The organism is Pseudomonas sp. CM27 (assembly GCF_013179515.1).
In the GTDB taxonomy this organism is placed as follows: domain Bacteria; phylum Pseudomonadota; class Gammaproteobacteria; order Pseudomonadales; family Pseudomonadaceae; genus Aquipseudomonas.
In genome coordinates this window covers 1-19,728 of record NZ_JABMCN010000054.1, presented here as the reverse complement: position 1 = coordinate 19,728, position 19,728 = coordinate 1, and the positions used below count along the sequence as shown (strand labels likewise).

Here is a 19,728-nt window from a genome sequence, read left to right as displayed (position 1 = left end):
CAGCGGCCCCAAAGGCCTGCTGTCATCAGTCAAACGGGGCGACCTTGGTCGCCCCGTTCGGGTTTTACGCTTGCTTATTCCTGCGGGGCCTCTTCGGCACCAGCAGCTTCATCGTCGGGCGCATCGGCCTCGACGCCCTCCTCGTCGTTCTCGATCACATCATCGAGCTCTTCCTCGGATGGCTCCTGGATACGCTCCAGACCTACCAGCGTCTCGTCGGTCGCCAGCTTGATCAGGGTCACGCCCTGGGTGTTGCGGCTGAGGCTGGACACCTCGCCAACCCGGGTACGCACCAGCGTGCCCTGGTCGGAGATCAGCATGATCTCTTCGCCTTCCTGCACCTGGATGGCACCGACCAGCAGGCCGTTGCGCCCTTTGGTACCCATGGCGATCACGCCCTGGCCACCACGGCCGCGACGCGGGAACTTGGACAGCGGGGTGCGCTTGCCAAAGCCACGCTCGGAGGCGGTAAGGATCTGCGCGCCGGACTCGGGGATCAGCATGGAGATGATCTGCTGCCCCTTGCCCAGCTTCATGCCGCGCACGCCACGGGCGGTACGACCCATTTCGCGCACCACGCTTTCAGCGAAGCGGATCACCTTGCCGGCGTCGGAGAACATCATGACTTCCTTGGCACCGTCGGTGATGGCCGCAGCAATCAGGGTGTCACCTTCTTTAAGCTTCAGCGCGATCAGGCCGTTGGAGCGCGGGCGGGCGAACTGCACCAGCGGGGTCTTCTTGACGGTGCCGGAGGCAGTGGCCATGAAGATATACGCGCCGGTCGGCTCTGCCACCCACTCCGGGGTATCGCCTTCTTCTTCGTCGACTTCTTCAGGCTCTACCAGCTCACCTTCGAGCACGGTGTCATCGGCGTCTTCCAGTTCTTCGTCGAGGTCGGCGTTCTGCTGCAGGGCCTCGAGGTCGATCTGCAGCATGGCGGTGATGCGCTCACCCTCCTCCAGCGGCAGCAGGTTGACCAGCGGGCGACCACGGGCAGCACGCGACGCTTCCGGGATTTCGTAGGTCTTCTTCCAGTACACCTTGCCCTTGCTGGAGAACAGCAACAGGGTGGCGTGGCTGTTGGCGACCAGCAGGTGCTCGATGTAGTCCTCGTCTTTCACACCGGTCGCCGACTTGCCCTTGCCGCCACGGCGCTGAGCCTGGTAGGCCGACAATGGTTGGGTCTTGGCATAGCCACCGTGGGAGATGGTCACCACGCGCTCTTCTTCCGGGATCATGTCGCCGTAGTTGAGGTCGTGGCTGGCATTGAGGATTTCAGTGCGACGCACATCGCCGTACTCGGCGCGGATCGCTTCCAGCTCTTCGCGGATCACTTCCATCAGGCGCTCGGCGCTGCTGAGGATGCGGATCAGCTCGCCGATCTGCTCGAGGATTTCCTGGTACTCGGCCAGCAGCTTCTCGTGCTCCAGGCCGGTCAGGCGGTGCAGGCGCAGGTCGAGGATGGCCTGGGCCTGTTCCGGCGACAGGTAATACTTGCCTTCGCGCAGGCCGTACTGCTCCGGCAGGTCTTCAGGGCGGCAGGAATCGGCGCCGGCGCGCTCGACCATGACCTGCACGGCACTGGATTCCCACGGCGTGGTGATCAGCGCTTCCTTGGCCTCGGACGGCGTCGGCGAAGCCTTGATCAGGGCGATGACCGGGTCGATGTTGGACAGCGCGACCGCCTGGCCTTCAAGGATATGGCCGCGTTCGCGGGCCTTGCGCAGCTCGAACACGGTACGCCGGGTCACCACTTCACGGCGGTGACGTACGAACGCTTCAAGCAGGTCCTTGAGGTTGAGCAGGCGCGGACGACCGTCGATCAGGGCAACCACGTTGATGCCGAACACGCTCTGCAGCTGGGTTTGCTGGTAGAGGTTGTTGAGCACCACCTCGGGCACCTCGCCGCGACGCAGCTCGATGACGATGCGCATGCCGTCCTTGTCGGACTCGTCACGCAGCTCGGTGATGCCTTCGATCTTCTTCTCTTTGACCAGCTCGGCGATCTTTTCGATCAGGCGCGCCTTGTTCAGCTGGTACGGCAGCTCGGTAATCACGATCTGCTGGCGGCCACCGACCTTGTCGATGTCTTCGATTTCGGAGCGGGCGCGCATGTAGATGCGGCCACGGCCGGTGCGATAGGCCTCGATGATGCCCTGGCGACCGTTGATGATGCCGGCAGTCGGGAAGTCTGGTCCGGGGATGAACTGCATCAGCTCATCGATGGTGACTTCCGGGTTGTCGATCAGCGCAAGGCAGCCGTCGATGACCTCACCGAGGTTGTGTGGCGGGATGTTGGTCGCCATGCCCACGGCGATACCGCTGGAGCCGTTGACCAGCAGGTTCGGGATACGGGTCGGCATGACCGCCGGGATCTGCTCGGTGCCGTCGTAGTTGGGCACCCAGTCGACGGTTTCCTTGTGCAGGTCGGCCAGCAGCTCGTGGGCCAGCTTGGTCATGCGCACTTCGGTGTATCGCATGGCCGCAGCGTTGTCGCCGTCCACCGAACCGAAGTTGCCCTGGCCGTCGACCAGCAGGTAACGCAGCGAGAACGGCTGGGCCATACGCACGATGGTGTCGTAGACCGCAGTGTCGCCGTGCGGGTGGTACTTACCGATCACGTCACCGACCACACGGGCGGATTTCTTGTACGGTTTGTTCCAGTCGTTGCCCAGTTCGCTCATCGCATAGAGAACGCGACGATGCACGGGCTTCAAGCCGTCACGTGCATCGGGCAGCGCTCGCCCGACAATCACGCTCATCGCGTAGTCGAGGTAAGACTGTCTCAGTTCGTCTTCGATATTGACCGGGAGGATTTCTTTGGCCAGTTCGCCCATGAGAAGCCTGATTCCTTTTTCTGGTGAAACTTCGCAGCTCCATCAAGGGCCGAACGAAGCTCGCCGCCGCAGCGTATAAGCGTGCGACGACTTACGACAAATCAATGAGTTGTGCCATGGATCTGCGCAATGAAGGCCGCCGTGATGGGCGGTCTTGGAAACTGCCGGATGTTACCACAAAGGCGGGGCAGTGGGGAGATGTGGCGGGTAGCAAGAAGTGGGTTTGAATCTTGATTTTTTGTTGCCTGTGCCCCCGCGAAGAGGCCGGCACAATTATCAATGCAACCGCTTGCGACACATCAACTGCGCCAGCTTGGCCGTATCCGGACGCTCGACAATCCCGCGCTCGGTCACAATTACATCGATCAGGTCAGCCGGGGTCACATCGAATACCGGGTTGAACACTTCGACATCCGGCGCCACCCGGGTACCGGCATAGTCCAGCAACTCATCGGCCTCACGCTCTTCCAGCGGAATCTCCTCGCCAGTAGCCAGGTTGAGGTCGATGCTGGTGCTCGGCGCGACCACCATGAACCGCACCCCATGGTGCATGGCACTGACCGCCAGCTGGTAGGTGCCGATCTTGCTGGCCACATCGCCGTTTGCGGCAATGCAGTCCGCCCCCACCACCACCCAGGTAATGCCCTTGCTCTTCATCAGGTGAGCCAGCGCCGAGTCGGCGCACAAGGTCACCGGGATGCCTTCGTTGGCCAGTTCCCAGGCGGTCAGCCGCGAGCCTTGCAGCCACGGACGGGTCTCGCCGGCATATACCCGCTCGACCATGCCTTCCAGATAGCCCGCGCGAATCACCCCCAACGCGGTGCCGAAACCGCCACTGGCCAGGGCACCGGCGTTGCCGTAGGTGAGCAGGGCCTGGGCATTGCCCTGGTGCCGGCGGATCAGCTCGATGCCGTACTGCGCCATCGTCAGGTTGGCTTCACGGTCGCTTTCATGAATGGCCACGGCTTCGGCCTCCAGCGCCCGCAGCACGTCTTCGCCCTGGCGCAGCCGCAGCAGGCGCTCGCGCATGCGGTTCAGCGCCCAGAACAGGTTGGCGGCGGTGGGGCGCGCCTCGGCCAGGCTGAGGAAGTCTTCTTCGAGGTCCATTTCCCAGTCACCGCCCTCGGCCAGCCGCTCTTCCAGCGCCAGTACCAGGCCGTAGGCTGCGGCAACGCCGATGGCCGAGGCGCCGCGCACCGCCATGTCGCGGATGGCTGCGGCCACCTGCGCGACATTGTCGCAGGCCAGCCAGCGCTCCTCGGACGGCAACAGGCGCTGGTCGAGCAGGTGCAGGACGCCGCCCTGCCAGCGGATCCCGGTCACCTTCTCCGCCGCCAAAAGTCGCTCGCGCATCGCCTCTCCCCGTCGTTCGGATATCAAAAGCCGGCGATTATAGCGACCCTCGGCCCTGAGCGCTCGGGTATACTCCTGCGCAATTTTGCGAAGTTTCAGAGGACTGTTCAATGAGCAACGTCGACCGCGCCGAAATCGCCAAGTTCGAAGCGCTGGCCCACCGCTGGTGGGACCGCGAAAGCGAGTTCAAGCCGCTGCACGAAATCAACCCGCTGCGCGTCAACTGGATCGATGAACGCGCCAGCCTGGCCGGCAAGAAAGTGCTGGACGTGGGTTGCGGCGGCGGCATCCTCAGCGAAGCGATGGCCCTGCGCGGCGCCACGGTGACCGGTATCGACATGGGCGAGGCGCCCCTGGCCGTGGCCCAGCTGCACCAGCTGGAATCGGGCGTGCAGGTGGACTACCGGCAGATCACCGCCGAAGCCCTGGCCGAAGAAATGCCCGAACAGTTCGACGTGGTCACCTGCCTGGAAATGCTCGAGCACGTGCCCGACCCGTCTTCGGTGATTCGCGCCTGCTACCGCATGGTCAAGCCCGGCGGCCAGGTGTTCTTCTCCACCATCAACCGCAACCCCAAGGCCTACCTGCTGGCCATCGTCGGCGCCGAGTACATCCTCAAGATGCTGCCGCGCGGTACCCACGACTTCAAGAAGTTCATCCGCCCGTCCGAGCTGGGCGCGTGGAGCCGCGATGCCGGCCTGCAGGTGAAGGACATCATCGGTCTCACCTACAACCCGCTGACCAAGCACTACAAGCTGGCCAGCGACGTTGACGTCAACTACATGATCCAGACCCTGCGCGAGGAATGAGCATGCGTTTGCGAGCAGTACTCTTCGACATGGACGGCACCTTGCTCGACACGGCGCCGGACTTCATCGCCATTTGCCAGGCCATGCTCGCCGAACGCGGCTTGCCGGCCATTGACGACCAGCGCATCCGCGACGTGATTTCCGGGGGCGCCCGTGCCATGGTCGCCGCCACCTTTGCCATGAACCCGGAGGCAGAAGGCTTCGAGGCCCTGCGCCTGGAGTTTCTGGAGCGCTACCAGCGCGACTGCGCGGTGCACAGCAAACTGTACGACGGCATGGCCGAGCTGCTGGGCGACATCGAGAAGGGCAACCTGCTGTGGGGCGTGGTCACCAACAAGCCGGTGCGCTTCGCCGAGCCGATCATGCAGCAACTGGGCCTGGCCGAGCGTTCGGCGCTGCTGATCTGCCCGGACCACGTGAAAAACAGCAAGCCCGACCCCGAGCCACTGATCCTGGCCTGCGCCACCCTGGGCCTGGACCCGGCCAGCGTGTTGTTCGTCGGTGACGACCTGCGCGACATCGAGTCTGGCCGCGATGCCGGCACCCGCACGGCGGCCGTGCGCTACGGCTATATTCATCCAGAGGACAACCCCAACAACTGGGGTGCCGACGTGGTGGTGGACCACCCGCTGGACCTGCGCAAAGTGATCGACAGCGCGCTGTGCGGCTGCTGAACCCCGCCTGGACCGCAGCACAGTCCCCGTGGGAGCGGTGCTGCGCCAACGAACACGAAGGACAGAACCATGTTCGACTACACCGCCCGCCCCGACCTGCTGCAAGGCCGGGTCATCCTGGTTACCGGTGCCGGCCGCGGCATTGGCGCCGCTGCTGCCAAGGCCTACGCCGCGCTGGGCGCCACTGTGCTGCTGCTGGGCAAGACCGAGGCCAACCTGAACGAGGTGTATGACCAGATCGAAGCCGCCGGGCATCCGCAGCCGGTGGTGATCCCGTTCAACCTGGAAACCGCCCTGCCCCATCAGTACGACGAGCTGGCCGTGATGATCGAGGACCAGTTCGGCCGCCTCGACGGCCTGCTCAACAACGCCTCGATCATCGGCCCGCGCACGCCGCTGGAGCAGCTGTCGGGTGAAAACTTCATGCGGGTGATGCACATCAACGTCGATGCCACCTTCATGCTCACCAGCACCCTGTTGCCGCTGCTGAAACTGTCGGAAGACGCCTCCGTGGTGTTCACCAGCAGCAGCGTCGGGCGCAAGGGGCGGGCTTACTGGGGCGCCTACGGGGTGTCGAAGTTCGCCACCGAAGGCCTGATGCAGACCCTGGCCGATGAACTGGAGGGTGTGGCGCCGGTGCGCTCCAACAGCATCAACCCGGGCGCCACGCGCACGGCGATGCGGGCCCAGGCTTACCCCAGCGAAAACCCGCAGAACAACCCGCTGCCCGAAGAGATCATGCCGGTGTATGTATACCTGATGGGGCCGGACAGCAAGGCGGTGAATGGGCAGGCGCTGAACGCCCAGTAAAGCTTTTGCCTGTCCGGCCCCTATCGCCGGCAAGCCAGCTCCCACAGGATCACCTCAAGCCAGGGCAATGCGGGACCCCTGTAGGAGCTGGCTTGCCGGCGATGGGGCCGGCACAGACGAACGGTCAGCCCGCCGCCAACGCCGGGCGCATACGCCCCTGCTGGCGCCCTTCCAGCTGCATGCACCGCTCCAGGAACAGGTACATGCAGTCATAACTCTTGCAAATCGCCCGGCGTAGCTCGGTTCGCAAGCCCAGGGTCGGGTTCTCGCCAGCCAGGGTACAGATGATCTCCAGCGCCTCCCACGGGTGCGCATCATCGTACTGGGCGTGCATCTTCAGCCACTTCATCGCCCGCTTGCGCTGATCCTCCGGGAACCCCTGCGCATAGGTATCGGTAGAGCACACCACCGCCGACCATTCGCCGGTCGCACCTTCGATGGCATAGTTGGTGGCCGCCATGGAAATGGCCAGGTTCTCGGTAGCGCACACGCGCCAGCACCAGTCGTTCAAGCCGTTCAGCTCGGGCGGCACTTCCTGCGCCTGCAACTCGTGCAGGTGCACGCCGTGGGCCTGGCACCAGTTCACCCAGTAGTCGGCGTGGTTGAGCTCGACACGGATGTTGCGCATCAACCAGCGCCGCGCCATGTCTTCGCCCTGATGCCGGCCGTAGCGGGTCTTGGTCAGGTTATGGGCCATGTACAGCGAGAACTGCTCTACCACCGGCCAGCCACCGATCAGGTACTGGCGGATGGTCGACTGCTTCAGCTGGCCATCGCGAAGGCGCGTGTAGAACTCATGCTCGACCACCCGGCGCTTGCTTTCTCGGCAGTCTTCAATCAGTTGCTGGGCCCATTGGGGGTAGCTGGCGGGATCCATCAAAGGCCCGATACGGATGAATGCATCAATCACTTTCAGCTCCTTGATCCTTGTGATTTCTAGCTAGCGAAAGGTGCCAGGCGCCCGCTGCAACAGAGGCCGGGCGGCGATCCGTTGGCGCTGCAGACTGTCACAGGTGAACACCTGAGGGCGTTCGATCAGGTAGCCCTGGGCGTAATCCACGCCTATTTCCTGCAGGGCCTGCTCGATCAAGGGTGTTTCGACAAACTCGGCAATGGTGCGCTTGCCCATCACATGGCCGATGTGGTTGATGACCTCGACCATGGCCCGGTTGACCGGGTCGTCGAGCATGTCCTTGACGAAACTGCCGTCGATCTTGAGGAAATCCACGGGCAAATGCTTGAGGTAGGCGAACGAGGACATGCCGGCGCAGAAATCATCGAGCGAGAACCTGCAGCCCAGCCCCTTTAACTCGTTGATGAAGCGGATAGCGCTGCCCAGGTTGGCAATGGCGCTGGTTTCGGTGATTTCGAAACAGATCATGCGCGGCGGAATGGCGTACTCGACAAACAGCCGCTGCAGGTATTCGAGGAACTTGTCGTCACCAATGCTCGACCCCGAAAGGTTGATGGCGCAGATCGACAACGGCCCTTCGCGCCCTTCGTCCAGGCACTGGCGAATGACCTGGAACACATTGCGCACCACCCAGCGGTCCAGCGCGGTCATCAGGCCATAGCGCTCCGCCGCCGGGATGAAGCTGCTGGGCAGGATGGTGCGCCCGCTTTCATCGTGCAGGCGCAACAGGATCTCGATATGGCCCGGGCCTTCGAACGATTTCAGCGGGGCGATTTCCTGCGCGTACAGGCAAAAGAGGTTTTCTTCCAGGGCCACATGCAAGCGCTGGATCCAGGCCATTTCGCCAAAGCGCATGGACAACTCGCTGTCGTCGGCGTGGTACACCTGCACGCGGTTGCGGCCCTTCTCCTTGGCCATGTAGCAGGCCATGTCGGCGGCGCGCAGCGAAGTCTCCAGGGTGCCGGGCGCCTGGGCCATGTGCACCAGGCCAATGCTGACCGTGGTGACGAACGGCCGGCCTTTCCAGACAAAGTGCAAACTCTGCACCATCTGCCGCAGTTGCTCGGCAATGCGCTCGGCCTGGTCGGGCGGGCAGTTTTCCAGCAGCACGCCAAATTCGTCGCCGCCCAGCCGCGCCAGGGTGTCGCCTTCGCGCAAGCCGGATTGCAGCACGGCGCAGATGTGCCGCAGCAACTCGTCGCCGGCGGCATGCCCGCAGGTGTCGTTGACCAGCTTGAACTGGTCGAGGTCGAGGAACATCAGCGAATGCCGCCCAGCCTGGCGCGCCAGGCCATTGAGCGCCTGCTCCAGGCGGTATTCGAACTCGCGGCGGTTGGCCAGACCGGTCAGGGCGTCGTGGGTGGCCTGCCAGGACAGGTTGGCGATGTACTGGCGCTCCTGGGTCATGTCGTGCAGCACCAGCACCATACCGCTGACCTGGCCCTCATTGACGATTGGCGAGCCCACCAGGTTGATCGACACGGTGCTGCCATCCAGGCGCTGGATCAGCCGGGCATGCTCGGCGCCGCCCTTGAGGCTGCCGCTAAGTACCTGCTCGACCAGGCTGCGGTCATCCTCCTCGGCATGTTCGTCAACCAGGCTGAACAGCGCCGACAGCGGCAGTCCCTGGGCCTGGCCGGCCTGCCAGTGGGTCAGTTGCTCGGCGGCCGGGTTCATGTAGCCGATGTAGCCCTCCACATCGGTGGTAATCACCGCATCGCCAATGGCCTGCAGGGTGATTTGCGCGCGCTCTTTTTCTTCCTGCAGAGCGCTGGCGAAGGCCTGCCGCTGGGCCAGCAGCTTGCTCGAACGACGCCAAGCGATGGCAATCAGAAACAGCGCGGTCAGCAGGTTGGTGATCAGCAGCACCCGCAGCAGCATGCGCGAGCCTTCGCCCAAGGCATCGCTGAACGCTTTCGCGGCCGGCGTGACGCCTTCGTTGATGGCAACGATACGGGCCTGCCAGTCATCGACCGTGCGCGCATCCACCGGCGGGCCGCTGCTGAAGCGCTGGCGCACTTCGCCGGCCAGTACATCCAGCTTGGCCAGGTACTCGTCGCCAATGTTCCAGAAGTCGATGGCGGTCTGCATGTAGCTGACGTTACGGAAGTTGCGGTAGAACCAGATGATCCGCTCGACATCGTCGGGGTGGTTGCCACCTTGCAGCACAGCCTGGCGCGCGGCGTCCAGGTCGGGCCGCGGGTGGTCCAGCACTTCGCGCACCTGCTGGTCGCCCTGGGGCACGGTGATGGCCTGGCGATAGCGCTGATAGGTGCTATCGTCGCGGTTTTCGGCATACAGGGTGAGGTAGTAGATGGCGTCTTTCTGCGCCTTGGACCACAGGCTTTCGCCCGCAACATAGGCGCGCACGGCCGAGAGCGTATAAAGACTGAGGCTGCCCAGCGCCACCTGGAAGACCACGACGGCGATGAAGGGCCAGGTAATGCCGAGCAACTTTGGCGCTTCTAGAGTGCGATGTCCCTTCATGGAGTCCCTGTCACAGAGCAGATAAGGCGCAAATCAACCCAGACAAGCACAGCGTAGGCCATTTGCCATCTTCGTGGAGGGGATTTTTATGACAGAAAACCGGGAATTTTTACGGCCTGTGCTGGCTTGAGGTTCAGCTCTGCTGGAGATGTCCGTAGAGCTTGGCATACAGCCCACCGTCGGCAATCAGTTGCTGATGGTCACCGTCTTCGGCCACATGCCCGCCATCGAACACCAGCACCCGGTCAGCCTGCTTCACCGCCGACAGCCGGTGGGCGATGATCAGCGTGGTACGGCCGCTGAGGAAGCGCGCCAGGGCCTGGTGCAGGTTGTACTCGGTAGCGGCGTCCAGGGCCGAGGTGGCCTCGTCGAGGATCACCACCTTGGGCTCGGCCAATACCATGCGGGCAATTGCCAGGCGCTGGCGCTGGCCACCCGACAAACGCACACCCGAGCGCCCCACCACGCTGTCCAGGCCCTGCGGCAAGGCGGCGATGGTGGCATCCAGCTGGGCAATGCGCAGCGCCTGCCAGCAAGCCTCGTCACTGCAATCGCGGCCCATGCTCAGGTTGGCACGCACGCTGTCGTTGAACAGCGACGGGTGCTGCAACACCACTGCGACGTTTTCACGCAGGGTTTCCAGGCCGATTTCCTGCAGGCTGGCACCGCCAAAGCGGATGGTGCCGGCCTGGGCGCTGTAAAGCCCCAGCAACAGCTGCACAAGGGTGCTCTTGCCACCGCCGCTGGCACCTACGATGGCCACTTTTTCGCCCGGGGCAATGGACAGGTCGAGGTGCTCCAGCACCGGTTCGTCGGCATAGGCAAAGCGCAGATCGCGCACATCGATACCCACTGTCTCGCGCCCGGCGAACGGGTCGCTGGCAGCCGGGTATTGCGGTTCGTCGGCCCGCGCCAGCAGCTCGTTGAGCCGGCTCAATGCGCCGCCAGCGGCATAGTAGGCGTACTGCAGGTTGAGCAGCTGCTCCACTGGCCCGATCATGAACCACAGGTAGCTGAACACTGCCAGCATCTGCCCGATCGACAGGTCGGAGAACAGCACGGTCAACATGGCCGCAGCCCGGAAGATATCGATGCCGAACTGGAACAGCAAGCCACTGGCACGGCCGCTGGCGTCGCTCTTCCATTGCGAATCCACGGCGAAGTCGCGCACTTCGCGGGCACGCAGGCCCAGGCGGCCGAGGAAGTAGCCCTGGCGGTTGCTGGCGCGGATCTCCTGGATGGCATCGAGGGTTTCGGTCAGCGCCTGAGTGAAGCGTGCGGTGCTGTCGTTCTCGAGCTTTTTCAGGTGCTTGACGCGCTTGCCCAGCTGTACGGTGAAATAGATCACCAGCGGGTTGAACAGCAAGATCAGCAGGGCCAGCTGCCAGTGCATCCAGATCAGGATGGCCGCGGTGCCGGTCAAGGTCAGCATGGCCACCAGGAAGCGGCTGAGGGTTTCGCCGACGAATTTGTCGAGGGTGTCCAGGTCGGTGACCAGGTGAGTGGTGACCGTGCCGCTGCCCAGGTCTTCGTATTCCTTCAGCGAAATCCGCTTCAGCCGCTCGATCAGGCGAATGCGCAGGCGGTACACGATGTCCTTGGCCAGACCCGCGAACAGCTTGGCCTGGACCACATTGAACGCCAGCGCCGCCAGGCGCAGGCAAAGCGTGAGGCACAGCATCAAGCCGATATAACCGGCCGCTACCTGCCAACCGGACGGCAGCAGGTTGTTCATCCATTTCAGCGCGGCATCACCATGACCCAGCAGCACTTCATCGACCAACAGTGGCAGCAGCAACGGAATGGGCACGCTGCAGCACGCTGCCAGTACGGCGATGAGGTTGGCAGACCAGAGGTTTTTCTTGTGGTGCAGGGCCAGACGGCGAATTTCCGCCCAGCTCAGTCGATCGGCCGCAGCGCACGGCTTGCCCGGTACCGGGTCGGGTGACCCAGGCACATCAAGCACAGGCGGCCTGCTGCAACCAGCGGCCAAGCAACGGCTGCAGGCTGTCCAGCGGCTGGTAGCCGTTGGTCAGCAAGGCCAGCTGGCCGTGGCGCTCGGCCAGCAGGGTCGGGAACCCGGCAATGCCCAGGTCCTGGGCCCAGCTGAAATCGGCAGCGGTCGCGGCGCGGGTGTCGGCGCCGGCGAAGGCCTGGGCGAACACGGCGCGGTCGAAGCCCGCCTGTTCGGCCAGGTCGACCAGCTGCGGCGCGGTGGTCACATCCATGCCTTGCTCATAGAACCCGCGCTGGATCAGCGCCAGCAACGGCCAGACGCGCTCGGCGTCCAGCTCGCGGGCCGTGACCAGGGCGCGGCAGGCAGGCTCGGTGTCGTAGACGAAACCGTCGGGCATGGCACCCTCGAAACGGAACGGCTGGCCGGTCGCTTCAGCCACCGCCTGCCAGTGTTCGAGGATGTACTTGCGGGTAGAGCTGTCCAGCGCGCTGCCGCCGGTGCGCAGCCCGCCTGGCACCACACGGGTGGGCACGCCGGCCTCACGCGCCTGGGCGATCAGGGCCGCGGCCACTGGCGCGAAACCCCAGCACCAGGAGTACATCGGGTCCATCACATAGATCAGGCGTGCAGACATGCATCAGGCCTCGGCTTTGTAGTTGAAACCGATCGGGTGCGGCAGGTTGCGCGCCTTGGCCAGTTCGATCTGCTTCTGCCGGTCGATGGCACTGCGCCGGGTCTTTTCGCTCAGGGTGTCCCAGCAATGCGGGCAGCTGACACCTGGCGAATAGTGCTCGGACGCGCGCTCCTCTGCATTGATCGGGTGGCGGCAGGCGTGACACTGGTCGTACTCGCCTTCGCTCAGGTCATGGCGCACCGTGACGCGGTTGTCGAAGACGAAGCAGTCGCCGTCCCACAGGCTTTGTTCCTGAGGCACTTCTTCGAAGTATTTCAGGACGCCGCCTTTAAGATGATAGACCTCCTCGAAGCCTTCACCGAGCATGTAGCTGGAAGCTTTTTCACAACGAATGCCGCCGGTGCAGAACATGGCAACCTTCTTGTGCTTGCTCGGGTCGAAGTTGGCCTTGATGTACTCGGGGAACTCGCGGAAGGTTTCGGTCTTGGGATCGAGGGCGCCCTTGAAGGTGCCGATGGCCACTTCGTAGTCGTTGCGGGTGTCGATCAGCAGCACTTCAGGGTCGCTGATCAGGGCGTTCCAGTCCTTGGGCTCGACGTAGGTGCCGACGGCCTGGTTCGGGTCCACGCCCGGCACGCCGAGGGTGACGATCTCTTTCTTGAGCTTGACCTTGGTGCGGTAGAACGGCTGCTCATCGCAGTACGACTCTTTATGGTCGACGTCGACCAGGCGTGGGTCGGTGCGCAGCCAGGCCAGCAGGCCATCGATGCCTTCGCGGGTGGCCGACACGGTGCCGTTGATGCCCTCATGGGCAAGCAGCAGGGTGCCTTTGACGTTGTTGTTTACCATGGCCTCGAGCAGCGGCTCGCGCAGCTCGACGTAGTCTTGCAGGGTGACGAACTTGTACAGCGCCGCGACGACGATCGGTTGAGACATGAAGCAGGATCTCCAGGTGGGTGCCCTCGTAAGGGGCGGACCGGGTTGTGCAAAAAACAGGGGGCCGCTGTGCGGTCCATCGCCGACAAGCCAGCTCCCACAGATACTGCACCACTCTCAAGTAGGGCGCTTTACCTGTGGGAGCTGGCTTGCCGGCGATGGGCTGCACAGCAGCCCCCTTTTGGGATGTAGCGAATTCTACCAGAACAACAGCAAGGTTTCAGTGCCCGCCGCCCGCGCACACCGGCGAGGCCGGTGCAACACCGACCTTGGTCCACTCTTCGCCGGTATAGGTATGAATGGCCAGGGCATGGATCTGCCCCATCAGCTCACCCATGGTGGCGTACACCTTCTGGTGGCGCTTGACGCTGTTCAACCCGGCAAACTGCTCGCTGACGATCACTGCCTTGTAGTGGGTCTCCTGACCACGACTGTGCATGTGACTTTCATCGAGCACCTGCAGATGTTGCGGCGCCAGGGCTGCCAGCTGCTGTTCGATACGCTGTTGCATGGTCATTGCGGCGTTCTCACTTTTTCGCCGGAACGGCGGCCCTGCCTGCGTTCGGGTCCAGTTCCTTGGTCATGTCTTCGAGCAGCTTGTTGACCACAGGTACCGCAGGCTCCAGGCTCTGCTGGGTCAGCTGGGCCGACTGCTGGGTGACCTTGGGCATTTCACGCAGCACTTTCTTGCCCAGCGGCGATTCGTAGAACTTGACCAGGTCCTTGAGCTCCTGCTCGGTGAAGGTCTGGGTGTACAGGTCGACCATCTTCGGCTTCAGCTTGTTCCAGCCGATGGCGTTGTCCAGCGCGGCGTTGGCCTTGGCCTGGTAGCCTTCGAGTACCGGCTGCTTGCTGGCCGGGGCCTTGGTCTGAGCGAAGCGCTGGGCAAACATCTGCTGGACCTGCATGTACACCGGGGTGCCCAGCTTGTCGGCGTTGGCCAGGGTCAGGAATTTCTCGGCAGCAGCGTTGTGGCTGGCGGTGGCAGCGAGCACCTGGCCGCTGGCGCAAGCCAGGGCAACGGCGGCACAAAGGACACGGAGACGGGTCATTGCATTTCCTTCAAAGAGGGGGAGGCAGGTACCTCAGGGTAGAGCATTCTGCGCCGTGGTGGCGATGTGCTCAAGTGGCACGACGAGCGACGGAACCGCTCGGTCGAATCAGGGCCTAAACTGCGATTTCGAACTACACAGGAGTGCGTACAGAATGAGCCGTATCGAGACAGACAGCCTGGGCCCGGTCGAAGTTCCGGAGGACGCCTACTGGGGTGCGCAGACCCAGCGTTCGCTGATCAACTTTGCCATCGGCAAGGAACGCATGCCCCTCGCGGTGCTGCACGCCCTGGCGCTGATCAAGAAAGCCGCGGCGCGTGTCAACGACCGCAATGGCGACCTGCCGGCGGACATCGCCCGGCTGATCGAACAGGCCGCCGACGAGGTGCTGGACGGCCAGCACGATGACCAGTTTCCGCTCGTCGTGTGGCAGACCGGCAGCGGCACCCAAAGCAACATGAACGCCAACGAAGTAATCGCCGGGCGCGCCAACGAACTGGCCGGTAAAGGCCGGGGCGGCAAGGCGCCAGTACACCCTAACGATCACGTCAACCGCTCGCAGAGCTCCAATGACTGCTTCCCCACCGCCATGCACATTGCGGCAGCCCAGGCGGTGCATGACAAACTGCTACCTGCAATCGCCGAACTGTCCTCGGGGCTGGCGGAGCTGTCTGCACGCCACCACAAGCTGGTCAAGACCGGTCGCACGCACATGATGGACGCCACGCCGATCACCTTCGGCCAGGAAGTGTCCGCCTTCGTTGCCCAGCTGGACTATGCCCAGCGCGCCATCCGCGCCACCCTGCCAGCGGTGTGCGAGCTGGCCCAGGGCGGCACCGCCGTGGGTACCGGGCTCAACGCCCCGCATGGCTTTGCCGAAGCCATTGCCGCCGAGCTGGCGGCGCTGTCCGGGCTGCCGTTCGTCACCGCGCCAAACAAGTTTGCCGCCCTCGCCGGCCACGAACCGCTGACCAGCCTGGCGGGTGCCCTGAAGACCCTGGCCGTGGCCCTGATGAAAATCGCCAACGACTTGCGCCTGCTCGGCTCCGGCCCGCGCGCCGGGCTTGCCGAGGTACGCCTGCCGGCCAATGAACCAGGCAGCTCGATCATGCCGGGCAAGGTCAACCCTACACAGTGCGAGGCGCTGTCGATGCTGGCCTGCCAGGTGCTGGGCAATGATGCGGCGATTGGCTTTGCCGCCAGCCAGGGCCACTTGCAGCTGAACGTGTTCAAGCCGGTGATCATCCACAACCTGCTGCAGTCGATCGAATTGCTGGCCGATGGCTGCCGCAACTTCCAGCTGCACTGCGTGGCGGGTATCGAGCCGGATGCCGAGCAGATGGCCGCGCACCTGGAACGGGGGCTGATGCTGGTGACGGCGCTGAACCCGCATATTGGCTATGACAAGGCGGCGGAGATCGCCAAGAAGGCCTACAGCGAGGGCAAGACCCTGCGCGAGGCGGCGCTGGAGCTGAAGTACCTGACCAACGAGCAGTTCGACCAGTGGGTGCGGCCGGAGAACATGCTGGCACCGGGGGGCAAAGGATAAGCTCTTTATTACCCGTCCCGGCCCTATCGCCGGCAAGCCAGCTCCCACAGGGATCTCACATCTGTCAGGCCTGGGGTAATCCTGTGGGAGCTGGCTTGCCGGCGATAGGGCCGGGGCAGGCGATCAACGAGCCTGGGCCAGCCGCGCCCGTCTCGAGCGCCAGCTGGCCACCAGCGAGGGCCCCAGCGCCACCAGTGCCGAACCCAGCACCACGGTCACCGCCCCCACATAACCCAGGGCATTGATGTCCTCGGCATGCACATGCTCAGGCCATACCACCGCCGCCAGCGCCACCGCGACAAAGGTCACCAGCGGGGTCAGCGCCAGGGTGGCACTCACCCGCGACGCCTCCCAGTGCGCCAGCGCCTCGGCAAACGCGCCGTAGGCCACCAGGGTATTCAGGCAGCAGGCCAGCAACAGCCAGCCCTGCACCGGCGTCAGCTGCAAGGCTTGCAGCGGGTGCACCCAGGGCGTCAACAGCGCAGCGCAACTGAGGTAGATCACCATCATCACCTGCTGCGAATGCCAGACTGTCAGCAGCTGCTTCTGGCTCAGGGCGTAGAACACCCAGATGCTGGTCGCCAGCAGAATGGTCAGCACACCGGTGGTGTAGGTTCCCAGTGAAGTCAGCAGTTCTTCCAGGCGCTGGTTGAAAAACAGGCCAAAGCCCGCCAGCAGGATCAGCAGGCCCACGCCTTGCCCGAGGCTGAAGCGTTCACGGAACACGAACACGCTGGCCACCAGCAACAGCACCGGGCCAATCTGCACCACCAGCTGCGCGGTGCCCGGGCTGAGCAGGTTGAGGCCGATCAGGTACAGCACGTAGTTGCCCATCAGCCCGAGCACGGCCACCACCACCAGGCCCTTGCCACCGGCCGACAGCTTGCGCAATGACGGCAGCTGGCGCTTGGTCGCCAGCCAGACGAACAGCAGGCCGCCGGAGACCAGCAGGCGATACCAGGTGACCGTCACCGGGTCGACCACTTGCAGCACCTGCTTGAGCTTGATCGGCAAGATGCCCCAGAGCAGCGCGGTCAGAAGTGCCAGGAACAGGCCAAAGCCCCAGCGGCCGGAAGTGGTGTGCATAGCGTCCTCGATCAAGCCCGTGGTGGGGTGGTTGAATTCTACGGGCTTGGAGGGTGGGGGCGGTGGAGAGTGCCGAGAAAAGAATTCATCAGGTCATTCTTCTGGGGCATGGCTGGGCAAGCGTATGTCCTGTGCCGCCCCCTTCGCGGCGGTTCGACGCCTCGATGAACCGATCTCATAGAACTGCACATAACTTACTGATTCAGCAGGGACCATGTGGGAGCGGGCGTGCCCGCGAACACCGGCGCAGCCGGTGCCATGCACCGCGTTGGATTCTTCGCGGGCGCGCCCGCTCCCACAGGGTCCGCGGAGCGCCCAGCATTCACCCGCGAAGAGGCCAGAACAGGCAACCTACTTCTTGTGCTTGGCAAACGCCGCCTCAAGCGCCTGATTGATAGTGCGCAACACCTTCACCCGCGCCCAGCGCTTGTCGTTGGCCTCCACCAGCGTCCACGGTGCGATCTCGCTGCTGGTGCGGTCGACCATGTCGCCGACCGCCTGGGCGTAGTCGTCCCACTTTTCGCGGTTGCGCCAATCATCCTCGGTGATCTTGTAGCGCTTGAACGGGATCTGCTCGCGCTCTTCAAAACGCTCCAGCTGGGTCTGCTGGTCGATCGACAGCCAGAACTTGACCACCACCACGCCCGCATTCACCAACTGCTCTTCAAAATCGTTGATCTCGCTGTAAGCGCGCATCCAGTCCGCCGGGGTGCAAAAACCTTCCACCCGCTCCACCAGCACCCGGCCATACCACGAGCGGTCGAAGATGGTGAACTTGCCGCGCGCCGGAATATGCCGCCAGAACCGCCACAGGTAAGGCTGAGCACGCTCTTCTTCAGTGGGCGCGGCGATCGGCACAATGCGGTACTGGCGCGGGTCCAGCGCTGCCGCCACGCGGCGGATGGCACCGCCCTTGCCGGCCGCATCGTTGCCTTCGAATGCAGCTACCAGGGCATGCCGGCGCATGCGTTTGTCGCGCAGCAGGCCGGCCAGGCGGGCCTGCTCGGTGACCAGTTGTTCCTGGTAGTCTGGCTTGTCCAGGCGCAGGGTCATGTCCAGCGCGCCGAGCAGGCTGCGGTCGTCGATGCTGCGCCCCAGCGGCGCAACGTTGCCCTGGTGCTTGCCCTTCGGGTTGTTGGCCAGCGCTGCCTGCAGGCTTTCGAGCAGAATGCGCCCCACCGCCAGGCTGCGGTAGTTGGGATCGACACCTTCGACGATATGCCACGGTGCATAGTCGCGGCTGGTGCGACGCAGCACGCGCTCGCCAAAACGCACGAAACGGTCATAGGTTTCCGACTGCTGCCAGTCCAGCGGGCTGATCTTCCAGCTGTGCAGCGGGTCGTCCTTGAGCGATTTCAGCCGTGCCTTCATCTGCTTCCTGGACAGGTGGAACCAGAACTTGATGATCAGCGCGCCTTCGTCGCACAGCATCTGCTCCAGGCGCTCGGCGCCGGTGATGGCCTGGTCGAGCACGGCGTCCTTGAACACCCCGTGCACCCGCCCCTGCAGCATCTGGCTGTACCAGTTGCCGAAGAACACCCCCATCCGCCCTTTCGGTGGCAAGGCCCGCCAGTAACGCCAGGCCGGCGGGCGGGCCAGCTCTTCGTCGGTCTGCTGGTCGAAGGTGAGCACATCGATCATGCGCGGGTCCATCCACTCGTTGAGCAGTTTTACCGTCTCACCCTTGCCGGCGCCTTCGATGCCGTTGATCAGTACGATCACCGGGAAGCGCGCCTGCTGCTTGAGTTCGTACTGGGCTTCGAGCAGGGCCTCGCGCAAAGCGGGTACCTCGGCGTCGTAAGCCTCCTTGTCGATGCTGTGGCCGATTTCGGCGGATTCGAACATGCACTGGCTCCTTCAATGGCTAACCAAGACTAGCGGATTTCATTTCTGCCTGTATTGACCTGTTGACGGCCGAAGCCGCTGCCACAGGTGTTGCGGATGGCATAAAATCCGCCCATCCGCTGCAACCGAGCCAACCATGTCCACCCTCCTCCAGCATGCCCAGATCGACTGGGACGACCAAGGCCGCCCCCATTCGCGGCAGTACGACGACGTCTATTTCGCTGTCAACGAAGGCATCGAAGAAACCAAGCACGTGTTCCTTGGCCAGACCCGCCTGGCCGAGCGCTTTGCCAGCCTTGCGCCGCACACCTGCATGGTGATCGGCGAAACCGGTTTTGGTACCGGCATGAACTTTTTCTGCGCCTGGCAGCTGTTCGACGCGCACGCGCACAGCGATGCACGCCTGCACTTCGTCAGCGTCGAGAAATACCCCCTCGGCCACGCCGACATGCTCCGTGCCGTACGCCTGTGGCCTGAGCTTGCCGCCTATACAGAGCCACTGCTGGAACAGTACGTGGCCATCCACCCGGGCTTCCAGCAGTTCACCTTCGACAGCGGCCGGGTCACCCTCACCCTGTTGATCGGAGATGTGCTGGAACAGCTGCCGCAACTCGATGCACAGATCGATGTGTGGTTCCTCGACGGCTTTGCGCCGGCCAAGAACCCGGACATGTGGACACCACAGCTGTTCGCGCAACTGGCGCGGCTGTCGCACCCGGCTGGTGCTGCCGAAGCCACAGTGCTGGGCACCTTCACCACCACTGGCTGGGTACGCCGCAGCCTGGT

The 19,728-nt window shown here is 63.8% G+C and carries 16 protein-coding genes; 5 read left to right on the top strand and 11 right to left on the bottom strand.

What is annotated here, in order from left to right; all coding sequences use genetic code 11:
* Positions 1-74 precede the first annotated feature (74 nt).
* Both gyrA and mtnA read right to left on the bottom strand, forming a co-directional pair.
* Positions 75-2,837: a DNA gyrase subunit A gene (gyrA, locus tag HP547_RS09310; RefSeq protein ID WP_172286133.1), complete on the bottom strand. Its 2,763-nt coding sequence runs from the start codon at positions 2,835-2,837 to the stop codon at positions 75-77.
* 276 nt (positions 2,838-3,113) lie between these two features.
* Positions 3,114-4,190: an S-methyl-5-thioribose-1-phosphate isomerase gene (mtnA, locus tag HP547_RS09305; RefSeq protein ID WP_172232536.1), complete on the bottom strand. Its 1,077-nt coding sequence runs from the start codon at positions 4,188-4,190 to the stop codon at positions 3,114-3,116.
* Positions 4,191-4,300: 110 nt separating this feature from the next.
* Between mtnA and ubiG the strand changes: the two genes are divergently transcribed.
* The 3 genes from ubiG (at position 4,301) to HP547_RS09290 (ending at position 6,483) form a co-directional block, all read left to right on the top strand.
* Positions 4,301-4,999, top strand: a complete 699-nt coding sequence (ubiG, locus tag HP547_RS09300) for a bifunctional 2-polyprenyl-6-hydroxyphenol methylase/3-demethylubiquinol 3-O-methyltransferase UbiG (RefSeq protein WP_172233371.1) — start codon at positions 4,301-4,303, stop codon at positions 4,997-4,999.
* A 2-nt stretch (positions 5,000-5,001) separates the two neighbouring features.
* A complete protein-coding gene (mupP, locus tag HP547_RS09295) occupies positions 5,002-5,673 on the top strand; it encodes an N-acetylmuramic acid 6-phosphate phosphatase MupP (protein WP_172233374.1) in 672 nt (223 codons plus the stop codon).
* Positions 5,674-5,742: 69 nt separating this feature from the next.
* A complete protein-coding gene (locus HP547_RS09290) occupies positions 5,743-6,483 on the top strand; it encodes a YciK family oxidoreductase (RefSeq protein WP_172286132.1) in 741 nt (246 codons plus the stop codon).
* A gap of 124 nt (positions 6,484-6,607) precedes the next feature.
* Here HP547_RS09290 and HP547_RS09285 read toward each other — a convergent pair whose 3' ends face one another.
* From HP547_RS09285 to HP547_RS09255, 7 genes are all read right to left on the bottom strand, one after another.
* Positions 6,608-7,393 carry an iron-containing redox enzyme family protein gene (locus HP547_RS09285; protein WP_172223449.1) on the bottom strand — a complete coding sequence of 262 codons (786 nt, stop codon included), beginning with the start codon at positions 7,391-7,393 and terminating at the stop codon, positions 6,608-6,610.
* Positions 7,394-7,423: 30 nt separating this feature from the next.
* Positions 7,424-9,883, bottom strand: a complete 2,460-nt coding sequence (locus tag HP547_RS09280) for an EAL domain-containing protein (RefSeq protein ID WP_172223453.1) — start codon at positions 9,881-9,883, stop codon at positions 7,424-7,426.
* 133 nt (positions 9,884-10,016) lie between these two features.
* Positions 10,017-11,849 carry an ATP-binding cassette domain-containing protein gene (locus tag HP547_RS09275; RefSeq protein WP_172286131.1) on the bottom strand — a complete coding sequence of 611 codons (1,833 nt, stop codon included), beginning with the start codon at positions 11,847-11,849 and terminating at the stop codon, positions 10,017-10,019.
* Complete coding sequence (locus tag HP547_RS09270; RefSeq protein WP_172286130.1) at positions 11,842-12,474, bottom strand: DsbA family protein; 633 nt, start codon at positions 12,472-12,474, stop codon at positions 11,842-11,844. Before HP547_RS09270 ends, HP547_RS09275 begins: the two co-directional genes overlap by 8 nt.
* Before the next feature lie 3 nt (positions 12,475-12,477).
* Positions 12,478-13,410 carry a rhodanese-related sulfurtransferase gene (locus HP547_RS09265; RefSeq protein WP_172223465.1) on the bottom strand — a complete coding sequence of 311 codons (933 nt, stop codon included), beginning with the start codon at positions 13,408-13,410 and terminating at the stop codon, positions 12,478-12,480.
* A 220-nt stretch (positions 13,411-13,630) separates the two neighbouring features.
* On the bottom strand, positions 13,631-13,927 hold the full coding sequence (locus HP547_RS09260) for a BolA family transcriptional regulator (protein ID WP_172286129.1): 297 nt from the start codon (positions 13,925-13,927) through the stop codon (positions 13,631-13,633).
* 10 nt (positions 13,928-13,937) lie between these two features.
* Positions 13,938-14,462 (bottom strand): DUF2059 domain-containing protein, encoded by a 525-nt coding sequence (locus HP547_RS09255; RefSeq protein ID WP_172286128.1) that lies wholly within the window; start codon positions 14,460-14,462, stop codon positions 13,938-13,940.
* A 154-nt stretch (positions 14,463-14,616) separates the two neighbouring features.
* On the opposite strand from HP547_RS09255, the gene HP547_RS09250 reads away from it, so the two are divergent.
* Positions 14,617-16,011: a class II fumarate hydratase gene (locus HP547_RS09250; protein WP_172223475.1), complete on the top strand. Its 1,395-nt coding sequence runs from the start codon at positions 14,617-14,619 to the stop codon at positions 16,009-16,011.
* 123 nt (positions 16,012-16,134) lie between these two features.
* On the opposite strand, the gene HP547_RS09245 is transcribed toward HP547_RS09250, so the two are convergent.
* Together HP547_RS09245 and pap are read right to left on the bottom strand one after the other, a co-directional pair.
* Positions 16,135-17,097, bottom strand: coding sequence for a DMT family transporter (locus HP547_RS09245; protein ID WP_172223479.1), 963 nt, complete (start codon positions 17,095-17,097; stop codon positions 16,135-16,137).
* Between the two features lie 351 nt (positions 17,098-17,448).
* Positions 17,449-18,942: a polyphosphate:AMP phosphotransferase gene (gene pap, locus HP547_RS09240; RefSeq protein WP_172286127.1), complete on the bottom strand. Its 1,494-nt coding sequence runs from the start codon at positions 18,940-18,942 to the stop codon at positions 17,449-17,451.
* A gap of 136 nt (positions 18,943-19,078) precedes the next feature.
* On the opposite strand from pap, the gene mnmD reads away from it, so the two are divergent.
* A partial coding sequence (gene mnmD, locus HP547_RS09235; RefSeq protein WP_172286126.1) for a tRNA (5-methylaminomethyl-2-thiouridine)(34)-methyltransferase MnmD occupies positions 19,079-19,728 on the top strand: 650 nt, incomplete at its 3' end.

Excerpts from the sequence above, each read along its gene's own strand:
- HP547_RS09265 (WP_172223465.1), bottom strand. The coding sequence starts at position 13,410 with ATGTCTCAACCGATCGTCGTCGCGGCGCTGTACAAGTTCGTCACCCTG.
- HP547_RS09255 (WP_172286128.1), bottom strand. The coding sequence starts at position 14,462 with ATGACCCGTCTCCGTGTCCTTTGTGCCGCCGTTGCCCTGGCTTGCGCC.
- HP547_RS09260 (WP_172286129.1), bottom strand. The coding sequence starts at position 13,927 with ATGACCATGCAACAGCGTATCGAACAGCAGCTGGCAGCCCTGGCGCCG.
- pap (WP_172286127.1), bottom strand. The coding sequence starts at position 18,942 with ATGTTCGAATCCGCCGAAATCGGCCACAGCATCGACAAGGAGGCTTAC.
- HP547_RS09280 (WP_172223453.1), bottom strand. The coding sequence starts at position 9,883 with ATGAAGGGACATCGCACTCTAGAAGCGCCAAAGTTGCTCGGCATTACC.
- HP547_RS09250 (WP_172223475.1), top strand. The coding sequence starts at position 14,617 with ATGAGCCGTATCGAGACAGACAGCCTGGGCCCGGTCGAAGTTCCGGAG.
- HP547_RS09245 (WP_172223479.1), bottom strand. The coding sequence starts at position 17,097 with ATGCACACCACTTCCGGCCGCTGGGGCTTTGGCCTGTTCCTGGCACTT.
- mupP (WP_172233374.1), top strand. The coding sequence starts at position 5,002 with ATGCGTTTGCGAGCAGTACTCTTCGACATGGACGGCACCTTGCTCGAC.
- HP547_RS09290 (WP_172286132.1), top strand. The coding sequence starts at position 5,743 with ATGTTCGACTACACCGCCCGCCCCGACCTGCTGCAAGGCCGGGTCATC.
- gyrA (WP_172286133.1), bottom strand. The coding sequence starts at position 2,837 with ATGGGCGAACTGGCCAAAGAAATCCTCCCGGTCAATATCGAAGACGAA.
- HP547_RS09270 (WP_172286130.1), bottom strand. The coding sequence starts at position 12,474 with ATGTCTGCACGCCTGATCTATGTGATGGACCCGATGTACTCCTGGTGC.
- ubiG (WP_172233371.1), top strand. The coding sequence starts at position 4,301 with ATGAGCAACGTCGACCGCGCCGAAATCGCCAAGTTCGAAGCGCTGGCC.
- mtnA (WP_172232536.1), bottom strand. The coding sequence starts at position 4,190 with ATGCGCGAGCGACTTTTGGCGGCGGAGAAGGTGACCGGGATCCGCTGG.